Source organism: Hymenobacter tibetensis, assembly GCF_022827545.1.
Lineage (GTDB): Bacteria > Bacteroidota > Bacteroidia > Cytophagales > Hymenobacteraceae > Hymenobacter > Hymenobacter tibetensis.
The window spans coordinates 142,522-168,028 of record NZ_CP094669.1; the positions used below are offsets into that span (position 1 = coordinate 142,522).

The following is a 25,507-nucleotide window of genomic DNA, read 5'->3' on the forward strand; positions in this document are numbered from 1 at the left end:
AAGTGGGTAGGGTCTAGTTTGCCTTTCTGCCCGTAATGACGTAGTGCTTGCAGAAAAGCTGTTTGAACGGATACATCTGCTTCTTTAGCGGTTCGGGCAGCCTCGTTTTCAGCCGTCGTAAGTACAAAAGCTGCAAGGGATAAATCAGTAAAGCAGCCGGCAAATAAACCAAGTCTTTCAGGTAGGAAGACGTGTACTCTATTCGCTCAATAACAATGTTGTTGGTGCGCAGCAGGCGGCATAGCTCTTGCACCGGAACGTTCTCCGTTAGCTCCTCCGTATCGTCGTAAATCGGTCTGAACAGCCGGTAGCCGCCAAAAACCAGATACGCCAATCGGTCGATGATGGTAGCAGAATTGTCGTTGGTGATAATGAACACGCCACCTGGTTTCAGCCGTGCCGTGCAATTGCGGATGAACGACAACGTATTACTGAACATCATCACCCCGCTAATGGAGGTAATCAGATCAAACTTCTGATGCTCAGGCAACGTGAAGTCCCTGGTCAGATCCATCTTCACAAACGAGATAGTAGGATGGATAACCGCCGGGGACATTAGGTCTGCGCCCGTCAGCGTGGCCGCCGGAAACAACTCGCGCACATAATTCAGAAAATCCAGCCTGCCACAAGGAAGATCGAGCACTTCAATGGCGGCATCTTTGGGAAAGGCGTTGACTGCCTCCGTCAGCACGGTATAATTGACGTCTTTCTGAGTCTCACCCCGCACAACAACAAAGTCGGCTGGAAGCGTGGTTCTTAAAGTCATAGTCTACCGTCAAGATTCGTTGCAATGCACGTAGCCAGAGCCGTGCAGGTTGGATGTTCTACAAACTCCTTACGGGTTTATCACCGCCGTTTCGAAGCCCTTCATTACTTTCTCAATCGAAAGGTAGTTCTCGGCGTAGATGCGGGCATTGTGGGTGAGATGCAAGCTGTTCTCATCAATAGCCTTCCGAATGCCCTCATTCAAGGCCTGCTGGCTCTCTGCTTCCACCAGCAGCCCCATCTTGTGCTTGTCCAGCAAAGAGTACAGGCCAGAACCTGGGTTTGCCGTCACAACAGCCAGCCCCCCTACCGCCAGTATCGTGGTCAGTTTGGAGGGCATCACCAAGTCGCCCGCGTTGCCTTTCTGAATGACCAAGTGAATATCTGCCATATTCAAAAACTTGTTGAATTTCTCGAAGGGCTGCAAGGGCAGAAATACAACGTTCTTCAAGTGCAGGCTCTCGGCCATGCTTTGCAGCTTTTCCTTGTAGGGGCCCGAGCCACAAATTACAAACTTGACAGCCGGCCTACTTTCAAAGCTTTTGGCAGCGTGCAAAATATATTCGAGGCCCTGTTTTTCCCCAATAGCTCCCGAATACAAAACAACGGTGTCGTTGGCGCTGAAACCAAACTCCTCTTTGAGCCCCGTCTTATTATCTATCGGGAAGAATAAAGAATTGTCTGTCCAGTTCGGAAACAGCAAGACTTTTTTCTGGGCCTTGGCTTCTATCTTCTTTATCATATCATCTGATATACTACTAATGTAATCAGCTTGATTGAAGATGAATTTTTCTATTTTAAAGAGAAAATCAATTACTCCCTTAGAGCGAATCATATTCAGGTCCCTAGCCGCTTCTATTTGCAGGTCCTGTATATGATAAGCGAATTTCGCTTTCGATAGGGCTTTACAAGCGGCTCCTAGTAAGCCGAATTGGAAAGAAGGGGCAACGGTAATAACAACATCAAACTTTTTGGTTACGAGCAGCTGCATAAGCTTCAGGGATGCCGTTATAGAAAACGACATATCCAATAGCATGCGCTTTAAACCCGAAGGAACTGCCGGAACATACATTGGGCACCGATGTACGGTGATGCGGCCCCCAGCGCGTGGCGTAACCTCTTCCGTTTTGAAACTATATCTGCTTTTATAATAATCGCCCTGTACTTTCCACTGCGGATAATAAGGGTACGCCGTAATTACTTCACACGCGTAATTGTTTTTAGCAAGCCATTCCATCATCTCCCCGCTGTACTTGCCAATGCCGGTTGGTTCAGGAGAAAAGTTATACCCAATAAGCAATATTCTTTTCTTCATGCTGCTGGAAAAAGGTTCGGGTTTTGCCGTTTCAACTTCGCTTACTTCGTGATTTCACGCTTGCGAATATAGGTTGCTGGGTTGCCTGCATAAATGCCCCACGCCTCTAGGTTCTTGGTTGCCACTGAATGTACCGTCAGGATGGAATGCGAGCCGCAGACGATGCCAGGGCACACCACCGACTGTGCGCCAATCCAAACGCCATCCTCCAGGTTGATTTTGCCTAGTTTGTAGGGAAAGCTGCTGACTTTATAGTCGTGGTTGCCCGTGAGCAGCATAGCGCCCTGCGAGAGCGTGACGTTGCTGCCTATCACCACGTCCTCTAGGTTGTCAATCCAAACCGACTCGCCCACCCAGCAATTATCCCCAATGGTTAGGCGCCACGGGTTCTTGATTCTCACTTTATTCTTGATAACCAATCCGGTGCCTACTCGCGCGCCAAAAAGCCGCAGAAGGGCGCTTTTCATCTTGTAAGGCCACGGAAAATAGCTGTCCAGTATCAGGTAGTTAAAGAAAAACCAAATCAATACTTTGAGCTTCGGGCCTGCCACGTAGCCATCCGTATCGAATTTAGACAAATCTGTTTGCAACATGTATTAGGTGTTATCTGGTTTGGTTTCTAAAGCTACTCCAAAGGATTTTATACAAATAAATTCCGATGACAACACCCGTTACATTCAACAACAAGTCGTCGATGTCAGGAACACCTATTTCTAAAAGAAACTGAATAAACTCGATAGAGAAGCTAATACAAAATCCGATAACTATTATCTGTCTTTTCGTATATACACCAAAGATGTTTACCAGAAAAAAAGCTAAAGGAATAAAGATGATTATATTCCCGAATATGTTGCTGAGGAAATTCACAATGCCAATTTCCTCGATTTGTGAAAAGGTTCGAATGGTATGCCGTATCGGCACTAAATTGACCAGCTTGTTGCTCCATATCAATCCATTTCTTCTGCGAGAGAAAAAAACGATATAAAGGAGCAAGCTAGAGTAAAGAATGAATAAGATATTAGTAATGTGCTTCATTACACTCTTTAATTGAAATGGTGCTTGTGCTCATTTTAAATTCACTTTGCTAGCAATGTTTTATAATAATCTGTGTATTGATTGGTGAGGTAATCTTTATTGAAATCATGTGCAATAATGGCAGGTGCCGTTTCTTTGATTACCTCTTGTTTGTGTTTCTCTTTGTACACACGCTCCAGGTTTGTAGTCACCTCACTGATATCTTCTATATCGGTAACCCAGCCCAAATCTTTGCTTTCCACGTAGCCCGACAGCCCTACGCTCCTGCTTAAGAACACAGGTGTGCCAATCGACAAGGACTCGATTACTACAACCGCGAAGTTTTCATTGTGCGAGGTCAGGGCAAACAAATCTATTTCAGAATAGAATTGCATCTTCTGCACGTTGTTTTTCCACCCGACCCATTTAACTTTATCGGCGTTTCCGCACTCCACTGCTAGGGCTTTCAGCGAGTTAACGTACTCGTCTTCGCCAGTGCCTGCAACCTGTAGCCTGTAATCGAAGCTTACTTTCGATAACGCTTTAATTAATATGTCTAGTCCTTTCTTGGGGTCTATTCTTGATATAAAGCCAATTGTGAAAGGCTGACCTGGCTTTTTCCCGCCCGTGGGCTTTACGCTGTCTAGTTCGACCAGATTCGATATGATAGCCCCTTCCCAAGGGTTCTTCAGGATGGCCTGGCTTTCCTTCCACTCCATGGGGGTGGATACATGAAGGAACGTGTTTTTGAGCAAGGACTTCCCAACCACCGTTTGCAGTATCTGCTTTTTGACCTTGTTGTTGGTGGTGAGGATATAGTCGCAGAACATGCCATGGGGCGAAAGGATGGGCTTCACCCCCCGCAGCCGACATACTGCTGCTGCTGCCACAATAGCTGGGCTCCACCAAGAGTGCAAATGCACGACATCGAAATCCTTTACAGTAAGGAATATTTTGTTCCAAAAGCCCGGCGACAAGTGGGAGTTGCCTTTCGTGTACCTTTTGAAATAAAAGACCTTAACCCCATCAACGAGTACTTCCTCTCCAACTTTAACGTCTAGCTCTTCTTTTCCATTTGCCGTGGTGGTATACACCGTTACATCGTGCCCATTCCGGACCAACGATTCGGCTAATAGGTACACAACAGCCATAAGCCCACCATATATATAGGCGGGCTTATAAACAGGAATTACGAACAGTATTTTCATGTGTGATTTACAAATCTGCGGGTGTCATTTGTGCGCAGGTTGAACAAAGCTATACCACCGAGTTGGAGACAACCCAGAGTGAGAGAAGAAAACGACGTGGCAGGGAAACAAACCGCCTTGCGTGCGAGCAGTGGGACGAGGCATAGAAAGCACGCCGTTCGTCGTTGTGTCGGCACCAAGGACGTGGAACTTACCGGTTGTAAGAACTGGGTTTGCCGAGCTTACTGCTTTATTAATGACTCCCTCTGCACCTGTTAGTGCCCTCCTTCTGCCCACCATGCTACAACTCTTGCGCGAGTAAGCACCTACCCTGAGACGATAGCCTTCCGCGCAACTTGGTGTTGGTTAGAGCGCGTGAGCAAAACTATGAGCGGTTCAAGGCAAGCTTCTTGTTGGCTGGGTTACGTAGTGAAGCTATCTGCAAGCCAGCTATGATGGTGCTGAATCCTAGCACAGTTGGTTGTGCCCACTGCCCTTGCGGGATGGTTAGTAGGCTAAAGCTAAGCAGCACCCAAGGCAGAAAATCACCAGCAACAACTTTGCTGTAAGAAGCAATACTAAGCTTCAAGGCAAAGCCTAGCCGAATCAAGATCATGCTGATACCCAATAGGGGGCCTAGCTCACCAATTATGCGTCCCCATTCATCTTCGGCTATCAGGAAGGCGATATCTCCGCTCAGAAGCATACTACCCACGTTTGTACCCATTCCGAGGCCCAAACCGAAGAAGGGTACTTTAGCGGCTCCCGCAAAAGCACCGAAAAAGCCTCCTAAGTACCGAGTGCCTATGGTGCCCTCTAAACCACCTTCCACTTCACTGGCACCCGTAAACCGGGAAGTAAGAACTTCTGTCGCGGTTTGAAACATGCTTATCTGGCTCAAGGCTGCCAGTGCTATTACCAATACAATTCCGATGGGAATTATTTGGATCAGGTACTTAGGCCTTCTGGCAAGCGCAATCAGAATGAAGATGACCGTAACGCCAACACTAAAAAACAAGGAGCGGCTGATAGAAAGAGGTATTGCCGCAAGCAAACCGAAAGTAGCCGCAATCAGAATTAGGCGGTTAATCTCTTTTGTATTCAGCCAGAAGTACAGAATAAAGCAAGCTGCAAACGAGAAGAAGTGCGTGTTGCCAGTGGTAAAAGAAAACGTGCCCGGCGGCCGGAAGTATTCTCCCGCACCGCTGTAGCCAGCGCCCGCCATATCACCCCCAACTCCTCTGTTCACCCACGCCGACTGCGGGCTATAAAACTGCAGGGCAATTAGGACCGTCATGGGAATGGCTATCCAGACGGTCGCCTTGCCTATCCTCACCACATCCTCGCGGGTGAAAATGCGGCCTATGACAAAAACTAATGGGAAGTGCAGCACCAATATGCGCGCTCCGTAGATAGCAACTGGAAAGCTACCATGCCCCAACGCAACAGCTGTAACCGTACCGATGGCTCCAATCAGGAGCATGCCAATCAAGTAGGGGTTGGCTGCGATAAGGCCGCGCTGCCAAGCAACAACAAGCAACCATAGAACCAGCGGGTCGCGGACAACGAGCAGGGGAGCGGCGAGGCCCGGCAGAAACCATTTTCGCAGTGCCCCCTCGAAAAGCAATAGTAGGAAATAAGCCCAGATTCCGATCCTGAGGGAGCGGTAGGGGTCTTTGGCTCCACTTTTCCCTTGCTCCAACATAGCCCGTATTTCAGGGTGGACGGTGGTAATGCTAGTAGTGGACACTGCGAGAATGCTTAAGTTGAAATAATCGACTATTGTGGCTCCAGGCTCTTCTTTCTTGAGCTCACACTCGTCTCCTCGCCGTAGCCATAGCCGTAGCTTGGGCTATGCTCCTTCTTCGCATCGTTCAGCACAATCATCGGATGGTTCAGGCGCTTGTTCTTGTAGATAGCGTCGATGATTTCGATCTGTTTCTTGTAGGTATAGCCGTAGCGCAACAGATAGATGGTCGAATCAACAAGAGGGCTCAAGCTGAAGGCATCCGATACCTGCCCGATAGGGGCGGTGTCAATGATGATGTAGTCGAAGATGTCTTTCAGCTCGTCGATGAGGTGAGCTAGCTTCGCGGACATCATCAGCTCTGCCGGGTTAGGAGGCAATGGGCCCGAACTTACCACGAACAAGTCCGGTGCCTTTTCCGACGTTCTGATAATCTCGTTTATGTTGAGTGTATCGGAAGTGAGGTAGTTGGTAATCCCCACGTTGTCGGTCAAACCTAATCTGGTAGACAAGGATGGTTTGCGCAAGTCAAGCTCCAACAAAACCACCTTCTTCCCAGTCAAAGCCAAGCTGGCTCCCAGGTTGATGCTGAAGAAGGTTTTGCCTTCACCGCTCATACTGGAGGTGATGAGCATCACCTTGTTCTCCTTGCCAATAGCCGCAAAATGGAGGTTTGCCCGCACCAAGCGGAACATTTCCACTATGGGGCTCCGGCTGTCTTTGTTCACCACCACCGCGTTGCGGGCGCTCCGGGAGTTGTGGCATATCTCCCCAAGAATTGGGGTTTGCGTTGCCTTCTCGACCTCCAAGCGGCTCTGCACCTTGTCGTTCAAAAGGTTCTTCAGGAAAATACCAGCGAACGGAATGCCAAGGCCCAAGATTAGGGCAATCAGGTACACGTTCTGAGAGCTTGGGCTATAAGGGTAGGGAGTGCTTACCGCCCGGTCGATAACCCGCGTGTTAGACACGGTAGCGGCCAATGCTAAGGCTACTTCCTCGCGCTTTTGCAACAAGAACAGGTACAGGTTCTGCTTGATTTCTTGCTGTCTGTTAATCTCGAGCAGCTCGCGCTCCATGAGCGGCACTTTTCTGATCCTAGACTGGAACTTGCCGGAGCTTTGCTTCAGGTTGTTGCTGGTGATAATCAAGCCGCGCTTGATATTCCGCAGGTTCTCTAAAATGTTGGACCGGAGGTTTGCTAGCTGCTCGTTGATACCCAACACAAGCGGGTTGTCAGGTTGCGTTGTGCGCAGCATGCGCTCCGCTTCCAATTGCAGTTCGTTGAACTTGTTGATCAGACCTAGCAGCGTAGGATCCTGAATGCCCAGTGAGCTAGGTACCGTCTTGTACTGCGTGGCATTGGCAGTCATGTACTGCTCGATGGATTCCAACACGTCAATCTGGATGGCCCACTCGGACAGCTGCCGGTTGTAGTCGCTGGCTTGCTCCAAGTAGTTCGAAGCCTGCGTGCTTACGTCCGTTACTTCGTTCTGGCTCTTATACTGCTGAACATTCTTCTCTACGCCAGAGAGTTCGGCCGTGATATATTTCAAACGCTCATCCAAGAAAGCAACGGTCTGTGCTGCTTTGGCATTTTTATCTTCAACCGATTCCTTCTCGTAAACTTCAATAACCTTGTTGATGATATCCTCGCCACGCTCCGGAATAGCATCAGATATTCCCATGTTAATTACGCTGGCATTTTTAGCGCTGGGCTTGATAGAAACAGCCGCGTAAAAGTTGTCGGCAGCATCTTTAAGCTGATTGAAACGAACGATGATTCTCTTCCGATCCGCTGTGTTGCTTGCGTAAAATGCATTGCCTGGTACTACTGTGAACGTACCGTATGGCTTGGTAATTTCCTTTCCCAGCTGATAGATATTGCTTTTCCCATCGCTATCTGTCAGCAGGAAAGCATTGCTCGTTTTGAGCGTGATGATAAAGGATGGGTTAGGAAACTTAGGGTTTAGTTTATTTACGATAACTTTTACAGGCAGACCCTTGCCGTAAATCTCTACGTCGCGAATGCGGCCTTCTATGATATAGCTGATAGACAAGTCCAGTTCCTTTACCACACGCTGCATTAGCGTTTTGGATTTCAGGACTTCCACTTCATCGTCAACGTTTTTTGAGGATTTGAAGAGGTCCGGATCATTGATGGCCATTGCTGTGGAACTACCACCATCCGACTTTTCATCCTTGATCAAAATCAAGCTGCTGATGTAGTATTGCGGAACAGCATAATAGCGGAGGTACGCGTAGGCCGTGCCTATGGCAATTATACCGCCAAGCGCAAACCAGTACCAGTACCGGAGATATTTTGAAAGAATGGACTTGAAATCCACGGCCTCACTCCTTTCTGAAGCTAGAGGAAACAATTCTTGATTATTCATACAATCTAAATGCTAAGGTTCGAGCGATTGAGGAATTTTTATCTAAATGCGAATAGCAAAACACTTACGATAGATGCAATGGTTGATACTAGTGGCAAGTAATAGTTGGTGCTACTAGCTTGCAGCCCTTTCGCCTTTTCAGGCTCTACATATATTATATCATTCTGCTGCAAATAGTAGTAAGGAGAATTCAAGCTTGCCTTATTAGACAAGTTAATTCTAGCAGTATTGCGTACGCCATCTTTCTCCCGAATAATTAACACGTTGGTTCGCTTGCCATAAATGGTCATGTCGCCAGCAAGGCCCAACGCTTCTACAACATTTATTCGTTCGGTTGGCACACTGATAGTTGCTGGGCGGTTTACTTCGCCAACTACCGTCACCTTGAAATTTAGAAAGCGAATATTAATTATAGGGTTCTTTACGTATTGCGTGATCTTGGTAGTTAGAAGCTGCGTTGCTTCCGCCTTGGTAAGGCCCGCGAGTTTGAGGGTGCCTAAGACAGGAAAATTGATTGTGCCTGCTTTGTCTACCAAGTATCCTTCGTTTAATCTCTCGCCAGATCCAGCGCTGTTGGAGCTACCTGCACCCTGCAAAATACCGTTATTGAAAAGTACGTTTGATTCTGGGTTGAGGCTGCTTAGTGTAATGCTTAATAAATCGTCGGGTTGAATAACGGGGTCTACTTTATTGGTAATAGTTGAGGTATATGTCTCAGATTCTTTTAAATCAGAGAAATATGTAATGTTTCTTCCTGTTCCACACGAAGTGAAAAACAGCAATGCAATAAAATATTGAAAATTTCTTTGCATTTTCGAAACGTTGGAAAGTGTGAGCATTGTGATTGTTTAGTAATAAATCATTGTCACTTGCAATAAGCAATGATTTATCAGGTTGTATTAAATGCTAAGGTACTAGATTTCAATGGACTTTTCACAGTTGCGCTGCTACTGCTGCCGGCTGGCTGACGAGTAACGCCTTGTAAATGAGTTCACTGCGCGTGCGGTGTTGTTTGGCTGGCTGCTTCACATACAAAGGCGGCTTATTTTGGTGTACACCGAACAAACGGACAAAGAACTACACAGCAGTAGCCATTGCCCGTTCAATAGGGGAGGGAAATCTAGATGAAGTGGCGGCCTCCAAACCGGAGTATTTGCTCGCTAGCAAACGTTGGGTTCAGGCATTTATACACCTGATACTTATTAGGAGTGAGCTTCGGGTGTTCTGTTACGCTCACACAAAAGATTTTCAGTTTAGAAAACGTTGTTGTTTTTCCAAAACACCTGCAAAACCGTCATCAAAACAATCTTTACGTCGAGCATAAACGACCAATTCTCGATGTAATGCAGGTCGGCATTCACTCGCTTTATCATGGCTTCTATTTCCTTGGTTTCGCCCCGGTGACCTGATACCTGCGCTAGGCCAGTGATGCCAGGCATGATAAGGTGACGGTCCATGAAGTTGTGGATGTACTTGGAATAGTCTTCTGTGTGCCGAATCATGTGGGGACGAGGGCCCACTACAGACATTTCGCCTTTGAGCACATTGATAAACTGGGGAAGTTCGTCTAGGCTGGTTTTACGCAGGATGGCTCCTAGTTTGGTGATGCGGCTGTCTCCTCTGCTTGCTTGCTTGAAGTCGGCATCTGAGTTAAGACGCATGCTTCTGAACTTGTAGCAGTAGAAGGGTACACCGTTCTTACCGGTGCGGAGCTGCTTGAAAAACACGGGTCCTCTCGATTCGAGCTTAATTAGAAGCGCGATAATAGGAACCAGCCAGCTCAACAAGAATACTGCAACGAGAGCAGCAAACAAGATATCGAAAGTGCGCTTTGGTAACGGGGTGCGAGAGGTCAGCTTAGCCTTAATGGGCTGAGCATGATGGGCTCTCACAGTACGGTCAGATAGTACGGGCACGGAATTCCACTCAAGTTGCATGGCGGATTGGTGTTGCATGAAACTAATATCATATGTATTAGCCTCAAAATTACCATTGATATCCGTCCTTTCAAAAAATAAATACAAATTAATTAAGGAATATTGATAAAATATAATTTTTCATTCTATGTTTATATCAACTTAAAATGAGACAATTTAAGATGGTCTCAACTACGTAGAGAGGAGTCTTACGTGGGTTCATTCGCGCAATAGGATGTATATTAGACCATATAGCATTATGTAATACCTCTAAGCAAGAACGGCACCAAAGTCAACTAGAGTCTAATACTTTCAGTAAATGATACGAGTTAACATCCCTACAGAATGTTAAAAAATTGTTATAATCAATGAATGATTATAAATCGTAGTTGAAATGCGCTGTCGAGTTTTTTCAAGTGTCTCAAGCTTGGTCAACGACTCCCACTCGGTGAGTAAACGAGCAATAGCGTATGATGCATAGGGCTGATAGTGTTGTTATTATGTAAAATGCCCTGTCCGATGCCGAGTAAAAGCAGCCTGTGCAAAAGGAAAGCATAAAGCTGAGTGAGCTGTGAAGTGTCAACCTCTAAAGCCTGTTTCAGGCAAAAAGAAAGCGGACCACTCAGTGAGTGGTCCGCTTTCTTTTTGCCTGAAACAGGCTTAAAACTCTAAAATCACCTGCTCGATTACGTCGCAGGCTTCGTGTAGCTGTTCCTCAGTGATAACTAAAGGAGGCGCAAAACGGATGATATCGCCATGCGTGGGCTTGGCCAACACGCCACGTTCCATCAGAGTGACGCAGACATCCCAGGCCGTGCGGCCATCGGCGTGCGGCCTGATAACTACCGCGTTTAGCAGGCCTTTGCCACGGACCAACTCCACCACTTCAGGGCGCTTGGCTTGGACCCGACGCATCCGTTCCCGGAACACCTCTCCTAGTGCTCGGGCATTCTGAACTAGCTTCTCATCGAGCAATACGTCTAGGGCTGCTCGCAATACTACACTGGCCAACGGATTGCCGCCGAAGGTGGAGCCGTGCTGCCCAGGCTGAATGGTAAGCATAATTTCGTTGCGAGCTAGCACTGCCGACACAGGCAATACGCCGCCGCTTAGGGCTTTGCCCAAAATCAAAATATCGGCGTGTACTCCCTCATAGCATACGGCCAATAGCTCGCCCGTGCGCCCTAGCCCCGTCTGGATTTCATCGGCAATGAACAGGACCTTATGTGCCTTGCAGATGGCTGCAGCCTTGGCCAAATAGCCCTCCGAGGGCACTACTACGCCCGCTTCGCCCTGGATAGGTTCCACCATAAAGGCGCACACGTGCGGATCTTGCACGGCCTCTTCCAGGGCTTCTAGGTCGTCATAGGGTACCACTTGGTAGCCGGGTACGTAAGGGCCAAAGCCTCCTGTTGAGTCAGGGTCGGTGCTGAAGGAGATGATGCCAGTGGTGCGGCCATGGAAGTTGTGCTCGGCTACCACAATGCGTGCTTGGTTGGGGGCAATGCCCTTCTCCTGGTAGCCCCACTTTCGAGCCAACTTCAGAGCTGTTTCTACGGCTTCGGCACCGGAGTTCATGAGCAGCGCCTTGTCGTAATTGAATAGGTCGCAAAGCTGTTTCTCGGCGGCGCCCAACTGGTCGTTGAAGAAGGCCCTGGAGGTGAGGGTAAGACGCTGCGCCTGGGTGGTGAGGGCGCCGATGATGCGGGGGTGGCAATGCCCCTGGTTGACAGCGGAATACGCTGAAAGGAAGTCATAGTAGTGCTTGCCATCCACATCCCAGAGGTGCACGCCTTCACCTCTGCTAAGCACCACGGGCAAGGGGTGGTAGTTGTGGGCTCCATACTGGTCTTCGAGCGCCATCAGCTCTTGGCTGCGGCTCTGGGTATCGGTTGAAGATGGGTGCGACATGGGAAGGGTGGGGTAAGAATGGATGCTTGAAAAAACTGCTTGAAACTACGCAAAAGGGTTTGGTAAGAGTACCCGGTGGAAGAGGTGAGAGGGAGCGTGCTAGCTGTATCCGCCGCACTGCTTCCGCTAGGGAAGTTTGCTGGAAATAATGAAACGTAAGGTCTGTGTCCAGCAAAAGCTGTTTGCTGATAACAACAGGGGTGGAATCAAAGAAAAGAGCTGTTTCGGAGTTGACGCAGTTAGCAGAGTCACTGGTAAGGTTTCAGTCTATAACCAAAATGCGGTAGGGTTTGATACCAACAAAAGGTTGCCGCTAGAACAAGTAGAACGCATCCGCCCTTCGCAGGCGAAAAGCTATTAGTTGCCACTATAACTATCCGTACTACTAATATAATGGGCAGCCGCAACGAGAAACGAGAGGGACCAGCGGCCATGCTCAAAGAACAGGCGAAAAGTAGCTGCCGCGAGAAGTGCACGGTATAGAATAGGCATGCCTACCACGTCGCAAGATAAATCCAGGGGAGTGCTCGGTTGGTGCTTCCGGCTTGGGTGCAAACACCCGCTACCTACCAGAGCTAGCTGGTGAGACCTATAATGCCTACTGGGTTCAGCTTGTTAAACCCTATCAGGTAGCGTTTTATGTAGTGAGAAGAGTGCGTCAAGGGCATGGTGTAACTGGGCTTCAAATAAGCCGCAAAGCAGTTGCTGCTCGCTATAGATGAGGCCGCCGACGGGTAGCTCGACTATAACAAGTTACCCCTTGAGGTTCGTATGGATTTGTAAAATGCTGACTAGTAAAACTTTGTAAGGTTGAGCTTGAAGCTGAACACTAAACTGCACTCAACCTGAAGCATTATGGCCAATCGTTCCTTTATCCAACGTCATCCTATCATGTCCGTGTTATTGGCTTTGCTGCTGTTACTGGGGGCATGGGTGGGGTGGGTATACCTAAAAAACGACAACGGTAAGGGTCTGGTGCCTACTCTCGCCGAAAAGGGGAAAGAGCTACTTCCTACGTTGGAAAACACCAGCCTTTCCATCACCAACATCACCCCCGACTCATTGAAGGCGCAAGTGAAAATGGACGTGCACAATAACATGCCCATCACGCTGCGCATTGACAGCCTCCGCTACCAAACCCACGTAGACGGAACCATGCTCACGCGGGGCGCCAAAAATGAGCCCCTAGTATTGCACGGTGACTCCCTTAGCCACCTTCAGCTGCCGGTAGCTATGGACTTGAGCAAGGTGAAAGACAAAGTGAAAACAGCGCAGCAGGACTGCGTAGATGTGGAGCTTCGGATGGAATTGTATACCAAGTTGCCAATAGCCGGCACCAAGAAAATACCCGTTACGCTAAAAAAGCGCGTGTACGTACCGAAACTACCCAAAGTGGAAATAGCCGATGTAGACGTGACAGACCTAGGCCTCAAGAACGGAGAAGCTATTGTCCGGTTCAACATCACCAACTACAATCCTTTTCCTGTTACCATCAAGCAGGTGAAGTACCGCTTCCGCATTGGTGGCGACGATATGGATATCCAAGGCACTGAAACCAAGGATGTGACTTTCCGCAAACGGGGTACTGAGATCATGCCCGTACATATTCGGTTTCAACCCAAGGCCTTACCCAAAGTAGCCTACAAAACGCTGTTTAAAGCCAAGAAGACCTCCTACGAGCTAACGGGTGCTGTACTGATAGCTGCCGGGAAACACAACCCCAAAGACATGACGATGAAGTTCAACAGCACAGGCTCCCTTAAAGACCTGAAGGACATTCCCAAGTAGCGCGTAGCGCAGCATCGGAGACCAGTTGCCCAATTGAAAGGTCAATGTGTGCCTCGTCGTAGGGCTGTGAGGTTGGTACGCCTTTCTTGAAACTGTTCCTAAAGCACTAGGCCAGGCGGAAACAAGTCTCCGCCTGGCCTGGTGCTTTGTATACTATAATGTAGTGTTGAGGCTAGCTAGGTCAAGTTGAAACGCACTTTGTTTAGTGTGTCATACACTTGGTATAGTTTGTTTTTCAGTAAAGAAACAGCAACCTGTTTCATTTTACTGTTGACCACTCCTGACCGAAATAAGTAGTCGATATTCTCTGTAGTTGAAACGGACCGAAGATTTTCAATTCTCTTATGCTTCGGCATCGGCACTTTGTATTTATACATACAGCTGTTGATGCTTCTAAACAGAGACTCATAGGCAAGCTTGTACAAAACGTTTTGAGCGCCTTGGGTGAGCTTGAATTTCTTGCTGTATAAGGCAGCTATTTGTTTTGTGAATTCAAAAAATATGATTTCACTTTCAAAACTTGCAGTGCTATTTGATAGAGACGATTTGGTGTAATCTATAGCATAATGATAATTAGCGGTTGGGTCAAAAATTATAGTATCTATGTGTTTAAGATATTCTATCATAAACATAGCATCTTCTCGGAAAGAAACTTTTTCGTTGAAGGTAATAGTGTTGTTTTTAATAATAGAAGAACGGTAAAGCTTTGCGAATGGAACACCCCATTCCAGCCAATTCATATCCGTTAGTTTATTGAGTGCTTCCTCTAAGCTATATTTTCCGTAGGAGAATTTGCACCAATTAAACGAGTCAGTGGTGCCATTCTTGTATTTTAGATCAGCAATGAAATCCTGAAAGACAAACGTTGTGGTATCTACCTTCTTTTCAACTATCAGCTTATTGAAGCTCTGCACAAAATCAGGCAATAAATAGTCGTCAGCATCTACAAATAAGATGTACTCATTTTGCGCCATCTTGATGGCGTTGTTTCTGGCGGCTGAAACGCCTGCATTTTCTTGTTTATGATATTTAATTCGGCTGTCTATGCTATAGTATTTCTGGCATACCTCGTGCGTTTTATCTTTGCTGCCATCATCAATAATAATAAGCTCGTATAAAGTATAGCTTTGACCTAACACGCTTTTTATGCAGTTTTCGATTACATGCTCTCCGTTATATACAGGAACTATAATTGAGAATGCCGGTGCAGTTTCGCTTGCCATAAGTACTGTGTGTTAAAAACACGTGATTTTACGTGTTCAAGGCTGATCAAAGCTAAGTCATAAACGAGGACCTCCCAAATCGGGCGGTGGAACTGCTGGGGGTGCTGCGTACCCATAATTAGCCTTTGCGGCGAATAGGGGCAGTCGTTGGCTCCGGCGCCGGGTGATGGTAGGGTTCAGCTCTTGCACACAGGTTTGATGAATAGCAATGCTCAGATAGGTAGTCATGCCTAGCTTACATAAGGATCATAACGCTGGTGCCGTAGGAGGTGAAGCCACTGGTAAAAGCACCCATGGAGTAGCCCATTGTTCACTTGTTCCGCGCACTTATCTTCGCCTTCATCACCTTTTTTTTGTCTTCCTAATGGCTCTGCTTACCACTGCCCATGCTTACCTAGCCTCGCCGTTGGGCACAGTGGACCTTTGTGGCACCGATGCCGGCCTCACATCCGTGCAGTTTTTGGACCAGGCCCTGCCGGAAACAGCGCCTACGGCAGTGCCAGAATGCTTGCGCGAAGCCTACCGCCAAGTAGGTGCGTACTTCGGGCGCGACTTGCGCGCCTTTACTTTGCGCTACAATGTGGCGCAAGGCACGGATTTTCAGCGGCGAGTGTGGGCAGCGTTGTCCGCCGTGGAATTTGGTCGGACAGCATCTTATTCGGATGTGGCCCGGCAACTAGGTAACCCTGGGGCCGTGCGGGCTGTTGGTGCGGCAAACGGCCAGAACCCTTTAGGGCTGGTGTGGCCTTGTCACCGCATTATTGGCGCTAATGGACAGCTAACGGGCTACGCCGGGGGCTTATGGCGCAAAAAATGGCTCTTGGATTTCGAGCGGCCAGTTGCTCAGGGCAGTTTGTGGTAGTATAGGGAAGGGGTGAGGCTGTGGTTGGTGGGTTGCCACTTACGCCAGCTCATGGCCAAGTGAGACTATCTACCCATTTACCATCTTCAGCAGTTCCTGGTAAATCACGTTGTCTTTCCAGTACAGCTGCAAAACCATGGGGGCGTGCTTCTTGCCGGGCAGCACTGTGAACTGTGGCGGGCGGCCAAGGCTTGTGAGCTTCTGCTGAAACTTACGGCTGCTGTTGCGGATGGAAGGATAGGTTTCGCCTCCAATGAAGACAATGAAAGGCGCCGTTGCAGCCGTTACATGATACAATGCGGAAACGTCTTTCCATACTTCGGGCTGCTTGCCGTACGGAATCAAGTATTGCGCGTCGTCGGGGTACTCGAGTTTGGTGAGGTAGTCAAGCATATCCAGGCCGGCGGGGTCGTCGAGGAGAGTGCCCCGGACGGGGTTGGTGGCGAGGCCGCGCCGCGCCAAGAGGCGGTTGTCGGCGGCGAGCAGCGCGGCGAGGCCTGCGCCCGCCGAGTGTCCCATCAGGAACAGCCGTTGTGGGTCGCCGCCGTATTCCTGGATGTGTTGGGTGGTCCAAACCACCGCACGGGCGCAGTCGTCAGCCATGGCCGGCACTTCCACTTTGGGCGAAAGCCGATAGTTGATAACTACCGCCACCACGCCTTGCTTGGCTAGTCGGCGTCCAATAAAGGAGTAGAAGTTTTTGTTGCCGCTGTTCCAACTGCCCCCATGGATGAAAACCACCACCGGGTACGGCGTTGTAGATTTCTTGCGGGGAGCATACACATCAAGCAGGTGCCGCTCGGCATCGAAGGTTGGATCGGTGGAAGGCACGTACGCCACATCCTGCGTGCGGCGGCTTGGGCGGGCAGTGGCATATTCATTGGCTACCAGCAGCAGCAACGGAACTATCAACAAAGCTGGCGCAAGCAACCAGCGGCGAGAAAACAACATACGATCAGACAAAGAAACAGCCCGCTGGAAATCGGCGGCAGTCTGCACGTACGCACTGCCGTGGTAGTTGGATGATAGGTGCTAGGTTGCAGCCACTAAATCAGGGGCTTGTGGCTACCCGTTCGTTCTGCTTTCAGTAGGTGCTGTGTGCTGCCATGCGAGTAACCAGCCATACGTGCAGCAAGCTGACACCGCTCATCTGCCCCAACGATTGGGGAGTTGGGTAGTAGCCAGAAAATGTGTCCTGCTTATGCACGCCTTGTTTTCGGCAGAGCAATTCTAATCGTCGCTAGTGTCCTTGGCTTGGGGGGTGCCCTAGTTGCCTCGGGTAGGCTTTATGGTGTTGTACGGGGGCTACACACGATGACGGCATTCGGGACGTTATATTTGTAGAACCTGTATCGGCCGCTTTCCTGTTGGCCGACAACCTGCTCTTTCGTACCTGCTAACTCACATGAAATACCCACTTTATGTAGCCCTCGGGCTATTTGCCTTGCTAGCGCAGCCAGCAGAAGCTCAACGCAAAACCAAAGTTAAAGCCAAGGGCGAGGCCGCTGTTACCGCCGCCAACCGCTTGCAGCCTCTGTTTGGTGGCATCTCGCAAACGCAGGCCCAAGCTTTAGTAGGAGCCGCTTTCCTGGCCGATGTGGAGCGAAGCTTCACGTCGAAAACGGAAGCCAGCCGCTTTTTTGCCACCAAAGGCTACGAGTACCTGACCGAAGGCAAAGCAGATACGGCCATCTATCGGTTCAACTTGGCTTGGCTGCTCGACCCCAAAAACACCGATGCGTACCGCGGCCTGGGCGTCATAGCCAGCCGCAACCCCACTCCCGACGAGTCGATTGAGTTGCTGGGGCAGGGGCTGGCACTGGCTCCCAACGATGCGCTCATCCTCAGCGACTTGGGCAGCAGCTATATGATTCGGTACGAGCAAAGCAAAAAGAAGAAGGACCTGACCACCGGCCACGACTACTTACAGCGGGCCGTAGCCGCCGACCCTAACAACGCGGTAGCCTGGCAGCAACTGGCCCGTTCTTTCTACTTTCAAGAGAAGTACGCCGAGGCTTGGGATGCCACACACAAAGGCGGCAACCTGAGCATAAACAGCGTTGACTTCGCTTTTTTGAGTGAGTTGATGGCTAAAATGCCTGATCCACAGGGCAAATTCAAGTAGGGTAGGACTGCTTCGGTGCTGATCCTGCTCATTTTGCCAACCGGGGCCAGCTACTCTGCGTAGCCAGCGGATTGGCTTGTTCCCTTAACCTTACTGCGTGAAGCATTTTCTGCTGATTTCTTCTCTCGCGACCAGCCTCCTGCTGGCGCATTCCGCTACCGCTCAAGAAGGCCCAGAGCGCCGGCGCCGCCACTACAATGGGCAGGCGCGGGCCTACTACCGGGGGCCGGTGCGCTTTACGGCCGGTGGGGGCGTGGCGTTCTACAGCGGCGACCTAACCAGTAGCCTCTCCGAAAACTTTCCGGGCGGGAGCTTCAGCTTAGGGGTGCTGTACTTGGTGCGGCCGCATTGGGTGTTGGGCGCCGAAGCAAGCTATTTTCAGCTTGGCGCCAAAGACCAATTGCCTGAGCGCGGCCTGGCTTTCCGAGGACGGAACGCAAGTGGAGTGGGGTTTCTGCGCTACGAGCTATTGCGGGATGAAAGCGAATTTGCCAGCCCCAAAGCAGGAGCGGCGCTGGTTAAGCCGTACTTGAAAGCGGGCTTTGGGTTTATGCTGTTCAACCCGCAGGCATACCGCGGCACCGAGCGTGCTACTGACCGCACCGTGTTCCTGGAGCCAGAACGCTACGACTACCCGGCTCCCACGTTTGTGGCTCCTGTTGGGTTGGGAGTGGTGCTGCGCCTGAGCCCCAAGCTCAACGCTACCATTGAAGCTGCCTACTACTTCACCACCACCGACCACCTAGACGATATCAGCCAGCGCGCCAACCCCAATCAAGACGATGGCTATGGCGTCGCGGAGTTAAAGCTGGAATACGCACCCTGGGGCCGTTAGAAGGAGCGGTGCTGCTGACCTGCATAGAAATGAAGCCAGCAGCAACAAGTAAAGCCTCCTGGGCGGACTACACCGCTCAGACAAAAGCCAGAACAACAAAAAGGCCCGTCCAACGACGGGCCTTTTTGTTGAGTACGTTAAGTAGCCGCGGCTTTACAGCAACGCATCCACGCTTATTGCTTCGCGAACCGCTGGTGGAATACTTTCTGCCCATCAGAAACGGTGAGCGTATAAATGCCTTTCGCTAAGGCGCCCACGTTCAGTTGGTTGTCTTCGAGCTGGCTGGCTGCCACCCGCACACCCCGGATATCCGTCACGCTTACGGATACCACCTTCGCGTTGCCGGGCATGGCAATGCGCAGCAAGTCGGTAGCGGGATTCGGGTACAACTCCAAGCGCTGTGTGGTGCTCTGGGCCGTGGTAGCGCCCAAAGGAGTGAGGCCCATGCTTCCACCGCCAACCAAGCCGTTGTCGGCAATGGCGGCGCCACCCGAAATGGTGATGCTGTAGTCTTCGGTTTCCCCGTAGCCATAGGAGCCACAGCTGGTAGTTGAGGAGGCATCGCTCAGCAGGATGCGCAGGCGGGTGACACCGTTTTTGGCCGAGGCAGGCACCGTGAAGTTGCTACTAAGCGTGGCGGCACTGCTGCTGCTCCCGTTCACTACAGTTTCGCCGCTGTCGGTGAAGTCGCCGTCTTGGTTGTAGTCGATGAAGATCTTCCAGTACTCGGTGTACGCCGTGGAAGCAAAGCCTGCCGAGAAGCTGATGGTTTGGGCGGCGCCAGCGGTTAAGGTGGTATTGAGGGCCGTGCCATCATAGTAGCCACCATCAGCAATGGAGGTGCGGCTGATGCTGCCGAGGCGTACCAGGTCAATCCATTCGTAGCGTACGTCCGTGCCTTTGCTGGTGCAATACGCTCCCGCAGTAGGCGGTGGCGTGGCACCACCGGCGGCTGCGCCTACGCCCACCGCGTACCACGCGTTGGTAACGGCCGTTACTTGGGTAGAAGCTGCCCCATAGAGGTCGGTAGCCGCCTGAATAGAATATGTGCGGGCAGCCGCGTAGTTCGAGGAAGCCGTCAGGTACACACTTTCCGTGCGGTAGGCAATTTTAGCGGCGGCCTCAATGCCGATGCCCGTTACGCTGTAGGCGCTGCCGATGTCGTTGGTGCCCGTTTTGCCAACGCTCAGAATGTAGAACCAGTGGTTGAGCACGCCGCTGTTGGTGTGCACGCCGCCGTTGTCGCCGGTGCCGCTGTACCAGCTGGTGCCTTTGTAGGTATCGGGTTGCCCTTCCGCGTTGGGGTTGCTCATCGAGCGGAGCGAAGGCCGCACTTTGTCGATGTCTTCGCCAATCAGCCAAGTAGCCTTGGTTGGGGCTTTGTAATACTCCACGGCGGCGCCCCAAATGTCGGAGAAGCCTTCGTTGAGGGCCCCCGACTCGTTGGAATACGTGAGGTTGGCGGTGCTAGAGCACACGGCATGACCAATTTCGTGGGCGCACACGTCCAGCGAAGTCAGCGGGTCGAAGCGGGTGTCGCCGTCGCCGTAGGTCATAACCGAGCCGTTCCAGTAGGCGTTTTCGTAGCCGCGGCCGTCGCCGGGCGTATCATCGAAGTGGATGTAGCTTCTGATTTTGGCGCCGGCATTGTTGTAGGAATTGCGGGCGTGCACGTTTTTCCAGTAGTCGTACACGGTCTGGGCGCCCCAATGCGCGTCCAAGGCGGCGTTATCGAAGTTGGCGTTGGCGTACTCGGTCCAGCTGTTGTCGGCATCCGTGAAGTCGACGGCGCTGGTGTAGCTGTTGCCTTTTTTGCAGTTGTAGGTTTCAATACCCGAGCCGCGGGTTAGCTCCCGGAGGCGGAAGCTGCCATTGATGCTTTCCGTGGCGCTGGTTTGGCTGCCCGCGTACTTGGTAGCAAGAGTGCCGGTAGCTGCGGCATGTTTGATAATAGCGTCCTGCAACACCACCTCACCCGAATGCGCGTCTACGTAGATGTAGGCCCGGCTTACCGGCGCCTGTGCATATACATCAAACTTCCAGGCCAGGGTAGGCTTGCTGTGGCGCAGCGGATTGGTGCTCCGCTCGTTGCGCACAATCACCAACTCACCCTGCGGGCGGTACGTGGCGCTGGGGTTGTTTTCCTGCTGCTTGAGGCCAGCTTCTTCGGCGGCATCTTGCCACATGTAGCGGGTGGCGCCCACGAAGGCCAAGGCCCGCTGTAGGGCGGCAGCAGCATCCATTGAAGGAGTCACGCTTAGTCCGCTGATGCGCTCCACTTGGCCGCTCATGCTTTCCACTTTGCCTTGCTTGGCATGCAGGGTGTACGCGGCGTGCTCTACTTTGATGCCTTTGTAGAACTGGTTGTACTTCTCGTGCACGAAACCCAGGTTATCGGTTTCGGTGCGGGCCTGCTGCATCTGGTCGTCGCTCTTGAGCTGGAGCTGCTCTATTAGAGCCTGCCGGGCTTGGCTCAGCGTGTAAGCCGACGACTCGGGGCGGAACTGTACCAAGGCGGGGGTGCCGTCTTCGGCCAGAAATTTTTGGGCAGCGCGAGTGGCTTCCTGCGCGTATGCGGTTGGAAGCGCACCAAGCAGTAACAGTGCTGCTACAGAGTAATGTTTGGTCATAGTGGTTGGTTGGAAGGAGGATGGGGATGTAGCCACCTTATTTTGATTCGGTGGGCTGTCAATTTACTTTATTTATAATGAACAGGGTCTTTTATTAAAATTATCGTTATCATATGAGTATATAATTTAAAATATATCAATAATATTAGTTATAGCGATTCTTGCCAAAGTTTTATTCAGGCTCGTTATACCCACTAAGAGAGCATACCGTCCTTCATGAAAAGCCATAGTTTTACACCTTCCTCTCACCAACTCACATGCCTCAACTTCATCCTTCATTGCAACAACGCTGGAGCCTGTCCGGCCAACTCGCCGTCGTGACGGGGGCATCCAAAGGAATAGGCGCCGCCATAGCAGCCGAGCTGCTGGCCTTCGGTGCCACAGTGGTAGCAGTAGCCCGGCAAGCCCCCGAACTGGAAGCCCAGGTGGCGGAATGGCGCGCCGCCGGCCTCGATGCGCACGCCGTAGCAGCCGACGTGAGCCAGGAAGCGGGCCGCCAGCAAGTGCTAGCCAAAACCGCTCAACTTGGCCCCGCGCTGCATATCCTCGTCAACAATGTGGGCACCAACATCCGCAAGCCCACCACCGACTATTCGGCCACCGAGTATCAGTATTTGTTGGCTACCAATCTAGAGTCGGCCTTTGGGCTGTGCCAGGGGGCATATCCGCAGCTGCAAGCCGCTGGCAAAGCCAGCATCATCAACGTGTCGTCGGTGGCGGGGCTGGTGCACGTACGGACCGGTTCCATCTATGGCATGACCAAAGCCGCCCTTATTCAGCTCAGCCGCAACTTGGCCGTGGAGTGGGCTTCGGCAGGAATCCGAGTGAATGCCGTGGCGCCCTGGTACATCCAAACGCCCCTGGCCGCTACCGTCCTCCGCAACCCCGAGTATCTGCAGCAAGTCGTTGATCGTACTCCCATGGGCCGCGTGGGCAAATCCGAAGAGGTAGCCGCGGCGGTTGCTTTCTTGTGCCTGCCTGCGGCCAGTTACATCACCGGCCAATGCTTGAGCGTGGACGGTGGCTTCGAGGTGAACGGCTTCTAGTAGTAAGGCGCTTACAAAGCGGCTGACTTATAGGAACCCGCTGCTTTTTCTGACTTGCACCTGTACTCTCTAACGACGAGCGGCTTGCCACTGGCAAGCCGCTCGTCGTTAAACAAGGTTTAAAAATGTCTTTCTGGCTACTTCACAGAAGCCTTGAGCTTGGTTTCGTAACGAGCAAATGAGCCTTCTGCGGTGTCTAGGTACAGGAACGGCTCGATGAGCTCCAACTCCATCAGCAACAGTTCACCGTTGGCGTCTACACCATCTACGCGAGCATACAGGCAGTCAGCCGCAAACCGCTGCACAATGTCGTCGGCGGTGCGCCGCAGGTGGGCAGGGGCTTCGCGGGGCTCGATGCCGCCGCCGAGGTAGTGCTGCACGCGGAAGTCACCCGACTTCGGCGTTTTGAGCACGCAGTGGCTGTACTCTCCGCCCAGATAAACGAGCGACCATTCTCCCTCCGTTTGAATCTGAGGCAAAAAAGGCTGCGCCAGAAAGTCTTCTTCCCGCAACAGTTCGGTCAGCTCGGCACTGCGGCGCTCTGCTTCGGCCAGGTTCAGGTCGAACGTATTTTTAGCGCCGCCGCTCACGGCCGGTTTCACCACCAGCCGGTCTGTGCCCAGGGCCGCAAATACAACTTGGGCCTGGAACTGCGTGCCGCACGGAAGCCAGTGCGTAGGCACAATGCGCACGCCTTGCCGCTCCATGTCCAGCAAATACTGCTTATCGGCATTCCAACGTACCGTCGATACAGGGTTAAGCATGCGAATCCCTTCGCCCTCCATCCGGTCCAGCCAAGCGTAGAACTCCTGCACCCGGTCGAAATAATCCCACGGCGACTTCAGCAGCACCACGTCGTAGGCGTGCCAGTCCACGGCGGGGTTGCTCCAGATGCGCGGCTCTACGTGGTGGCCCTGCGCCCGCAGGTGGCGGGTTAGTAGGCTATCTTCGTCGTCGATGTTGGGGGCCGCATACTGGGCCAGGCTTTCGCAAGTGACGAGGGCTATATTCATTATAGGTTCCACTGATTTTTCCGCGAATTACGCAGATTCTGGCAGTGCGGACACATAACCCGGCTTCAATACCCACCAGAGGGTGGGGTTACTGCTGCTTTTTCATGCTCAGGTAGTCGGCGGCCAGCGTGGCTAAGGTCTTCACACCCAATGTGAAGCCGCTTTCATCGAGCTTGAAGCCAGCGGTGTGGTGGTCGGCGGTGTTGGCTGGGTTGGCGCCCTTGCTCATGCCACCCACAAACACGAACAAGCCCGGCACTTTATTGGCGAAGAAAGAGAAATCCTCGGCCCCAGTTTTGGCTTTGATTTCCTGCACATTGGTTGCGCCGCCAGCCACAGTCTGCAGGGTAGGGAGCATCTGGGCAGTCAGGGGCAAGCTGTTAAACGTGACGGGTACGTAGGGCTCGATGCTGACTTCGGCCGTGGCGCCGGCGCTTTCGGCAATGCCCTTAGCCGTGCGGCGGATGGCCGCCCACAGTTGCTTCTGGGTGGTTTCGTCGAGGGCGCGGATGGTACCGCTCAGCTCCACATCGGCCGGAATCACGTTGTAGCGGGTGCCGCCTTTCAGCGTGCCCACGGTCACCACAGCCGCGTCGTCGGTGAGGTTCACTTGCCGGCTGACGATGGTTTGCAAACCCAGGATAATTTGGGCGGCTGTCACCACGGGGTCCACGCTGTTCCAGGGGGCGGCGCCGTGCGCGCCTTTGCCTATCACTTTAATGGTAAATCGGTCGGAACTGGCCATTTCACCCCCCGGCCGGTAAGTAAGCGTCCCGACTTCGTTCTGGGCCCACACGTGCACCCCGAACACAGCGTCTACTTTCGGGTTTTCTAGCACGCCTTCTTTCACCATAAGCTTGGCGCCCCCTTCCACGCCGGGCAAGGAGCCTTCCTCGGCCGGCTGAAAGATAAATTTGACTGTACCTGGCAAGTCGTTCTTCACCTCACTCAGCACCTCGGCTGCACCCATTAGCATGGCGGTGTGCGAGTCGTGGCCGCAGGCGTGCATCACGCCCACCGGCTGGCCCAGGTAGGTGCTCTTCACCGTGGACGCAAAGGCCAGGCCAGGCGCTTCAGTTACGGGCAGTGCGTCCATGTCGGCGCGCAGTGCTACCACGGGCCCCGGTTTGCCGCCTTTCAAGATGCCGACCACGCCGGTGCGGGCTACGCCGGTTTTCACCTCGAATCCCAACTTACGCAGGTGGGCCGCCACAATACCCGCGGTTCGGGTTTCTTCGTTGCCTAGCTCGGGGTGCTGGTGAAAGTCGCGCCGCCAGGCAATTACCTTGGCCTCCTTATCCTGCGCAAGCTGGGCAATGCGGGCGTTAAGCGTAGCGTTTTGGGCGGCAGCAGGCAGCGTTAAGGAGGCACCAAGGCAAGTCAGCAACGAAAAGCGTTTCATAGAGAAGAAGTGATAAGCGGGCGAATACGTTGAAAGATAGTGCCAAGCGCCACGTAGCAAACAGTATGTGCTGATATATCACGCCGTGCGCACCCGCCACCTGAGCCGTTGAGGCGGTGGTAGCCACCGTGAAAACAGGGAATGTTCGCAGGTGCCCGCTCTTCTATTTCAGCTGATATGCAGTAGTCCGCCCGCACTCCTGCTTACAACCAGACCGTGTCCTTCCGACGCAGAAGGAATCTGAGTAAGATCATCGAACAACCGAACCCAGATTCCTCCTGCGTCGGAAGGACACGGGCTATTAGTGTGGGCTTTCTGTACGCTTTGGGTGGCGA

General features: G+C 51.8%; 20 protein-coding genes. 5 read left to right on the forward strand and 15 right to left on the reverse strand.

Annotated features, from left to right (window positions below):
• Positions 1–13: 13 nt before the first annotated feature.
• From MTX78_RS00535 to rocD, 10 genes are all read right to left on the reverse strand, one after another.
• On the reverse strand, positions 14–766 hold the full coding sequence (locus MTX78_RS00535; RefSeq protein WP_243798931.1) for a class I SAM-dependent methyltransferase: 753 nt from the start codon (positions 764–766) through the stop codon (positions 14–16).
• Positions 767–835: 69 nt separating this feature from the next.
• Complete coding sequence (locus MTX78_RS00540) at positions 836–2,080, reverse strand: WcaI family glycosyltransferase (RefSeq protein WP_243798933.1); 1,245 nt, start codon at positions 2,078–2,080, stop codon at positions 836–838.
• 41 nt (positions 2,081–2,121) lie between these two features.
• Complete coding sequence (locus MTX78_RS00545) at positions 2,122–2,673, reverse strand: WcaF family extracellular polysaccharide biosynthesis acetyltransferase (protein WP_243798935.1); 552 nt, start codon at positions 2,671–2,673, stop codon at positions 2,122–2,124.
• 10 nt (positions 2,674–2,683) lie between these two features.
• Positions 2,684–3,115: a VanZ family protein gene (locus MTX78_RS25395; RefSeq protein WP_394805603.1), complete on the reverse strand. Its 432-nt coding sequence runs from the start codon at positions 3,113–3,115 to the stop codon at positions 2,684–2,686.
• 41 nt (positions 3,116–3,156) lie between these two features.
• Positions 3,157–4,302 carry an XrtY-associated glycosyltransferase XYAG1 gene (locus MTX78_RS00550; protein ID WP_243798936.1) on the reverse strand — a complete coding sequence of 382 codons (1,146 nt, stop codon included), beginning with the start codon at positions 4,300–4,302 and terminating at the stop codon, positions 3,157–3,159.
• A 364-nt stretch (positions 4,303–4,666) separates the two neighbouring features.
• On the reverse strand, positions 4,667–6,031 hold the full coding sequence (locus MTX78_RS00555) for a hypothetical protein (RefSeq protein WP_243798939.1): 1,365 nt from the start codon (positions 6,029–6,031) through the stop codon (positions 4,667–4,669).
• Positions 6,032–6,060: 29 nt separating this feature from the next.
• A complete protein-coding gene (locus MTX78_RS00560) occupies positions 6,061–8,421 on the reverse strand; it encodes a GumC family protein (RefSeq protein ID WP_243798941.1) in 2,361 nt (786 codons plus the stop codon).
• A 38-nt stretch (positions 8,422–8,459) separates the two neighbouring features.
• Entirely contained in the window at positions 8,460–9,260 is an 801-nt protein-coding gene (locus tag MTX78_RS00565) for a polysaccharide biosynthesis/export family protein (RefSeq protein WP_243798943.1), read from the reverse strand.
• 414 nt (positions 9,261–9,674) lie between these two features.
• Entirely contained in the window at positions 9,675–10,376 is a 702-nt protein-coding gene (locus MTX78_RS00570; RefSeq protein WP_317258921.1) for an exopolysaccharide biosynthesis polyprenyl glycosylphosphotransferase, read from the reverse strand.
• Between the two features lie 621 nt (positions 10,377–10,997).
• Positions 10,998–12,248, reverse strand: coding sequence for an ornithine--oxo-acid transaminase (rocD, locus tag MTX78_RS00575; protein WP_243798945.1), 1,251 nt, complete (start codon positions 12,246–12,248; stop codon positions 10,998–11,000).
• 855 nt (positions 12,249–13,103) lie between these two features.
• Here rocD and MTX78_RS00580 point away from each other — a divergent pair.
• Positions 13,104–14,036 (forward strand): LEA type 2 family protein, encoded by a 933-nt coding sequence (locus MTX78_RS00580; RefSeq protein WP_243798946.1) that lies wholly within the window; start codon positions 13,104–13,106, stop codon positions 14,034–14,036.
• A 176-nt stretch (positions 14,037–14,212) separates the two neighbouring features.
• Here MTX78_RS00580 and MTX78_RS00585 read toward each other — a convergent pair whose 3' ends face one another.
• On the reverse strand, positions 14,213–15,259 hold the full coding sequence (locus tag MTX78_RS00585; RefSeq protein WP_243798948.1) for a glycosyltransferase family 2 protein: 1,047 nt from the start codon (positions 15,257–15,259) through the stop codon (positions 14,213–14,215).
• 364 nt (positions 15,260–15,623) lie between these two features.
• Between MTX78_RS00585 and MTX78_RS00590 the strand changes: the two genes are divergently transcribed.
• The gene (locus MTX78_RS00590; RefSeq protein WP_243798950.1) at positions 15,624–16,121 is read left to right on the forward strand and encodes a methylated-DNA--[protein]-cysteine S-methyltransferase; all 498 of its coding nucleotides are present in this window, start codon (positions 15,624–15,626) and stop codon (positions 16,119–16,121) included.
• A 69-nt stretch (positions 16,122–16,190) separates the two neighbouring features.
• On the opposite strand, the gene MTX78_RS00595 is transcribed toward MTX78_RS00590, so the two are convergent.
• Positions 16,191–17,072 carry an alpha/beta hydrolase gene (locus MTX78_RS00595; RefSeq protein ID WP_243798952.1) on the reverse strand — a complete coding sequence of 294 codons (882 nt, stop codon included), beginning with the start codon at positions 17,070–17,072 and terminating at the stop codon, positions 16,191–16,193.
• A gap of 454 nt (positions 17,073–17,526) precedes the next feature.
• Between MTX78_RS00595 and MTX78_RS00600 the strand changes: the two genes are divergently transcribed.
• Positions 17,527–18,246, forward strand: coding sequence for a tetratricopeptide repeat protein (locus MTX78_RS00600; protein ID WP_243798954.1), 720 nt, complete (start codon positions 17,527–17,529; stop codon positions 18,244–18,246).
• A 97-nt stretch (positions 18,247–18,343) separates the two neighbouring features.
• Positions 18,344–19,081, forward strand: coding sequence for a hypothetical protein (locus MTX78_RS00605; protein ID WP_243798956.1), 738 nt, complete (start codon positions 18,344–18,346; stop codon positions 19,079–19,081).
• A 173-nt stretch (positions 19,082–19,254) separates the two neighbouring features.
• On the opposite strand, the gene MTX78_RS00610 is transcribed toward MTX78_RS00605, so the two are convergent.
• Positions 19,255–21,711 carry a M4 family metallopeptidase gene (locus MTX78_RS00610; protein ID WP_243798958.1) on the reverse strand — a complete coding sequence of 819 codons (2,457 nt, stop codon included), beginning with the start codon at positions 21,709–21,711 and terminating at the stop codon, positions 19,255–19,257.
• A 257-nt stretch (positions 21,712–21,968) separates the two neighbouring features.
• On the opposite strand from MTX78_RS00610, the gene MTX78_RS00615 reads away from it, so the two are divergent.
• Complete coding sequence (locus MTX78_RS00615; protein WP_243798960.1) at positions 21,969–22,757, forward strand: SDR family oxidoreductase; 789 nt, start codon at positions 21,969–21,971, stop codon at positions 22,755–22,757.
• A gap of 137 nt (positions 22,758–22,894) precedes the next feature.
• Here the strand turns inward: MTX78_RS00615 and MTX78_RS00620 are convergent, their stop codons facing one another.
• On the reverse strand, positions 22,895–23,770 hold the full coding sequence (locus tag MTX78_RS00620) for an ATP-grasp domain-containing protein (RefSeq protein ID WP_243798961.1): 876 nt from the start codon (positions 23,768–23,770) through the stop codon (positions 22,895–22,897).
• Between the two features lie 88 nt (positions 23,771–23,858).
• A complete protein-coding gene (locus MTX78_RS00625) occupies positions 23,859–25,172 on the reverse strand; it encodes an amidohydrolase (protein WP_243798963.1) in 1,314 nt (437 codons plus the stop codon).
• Between the last annotated feature and the right edge of the window lie 335 nt (positions 25,173–25,507).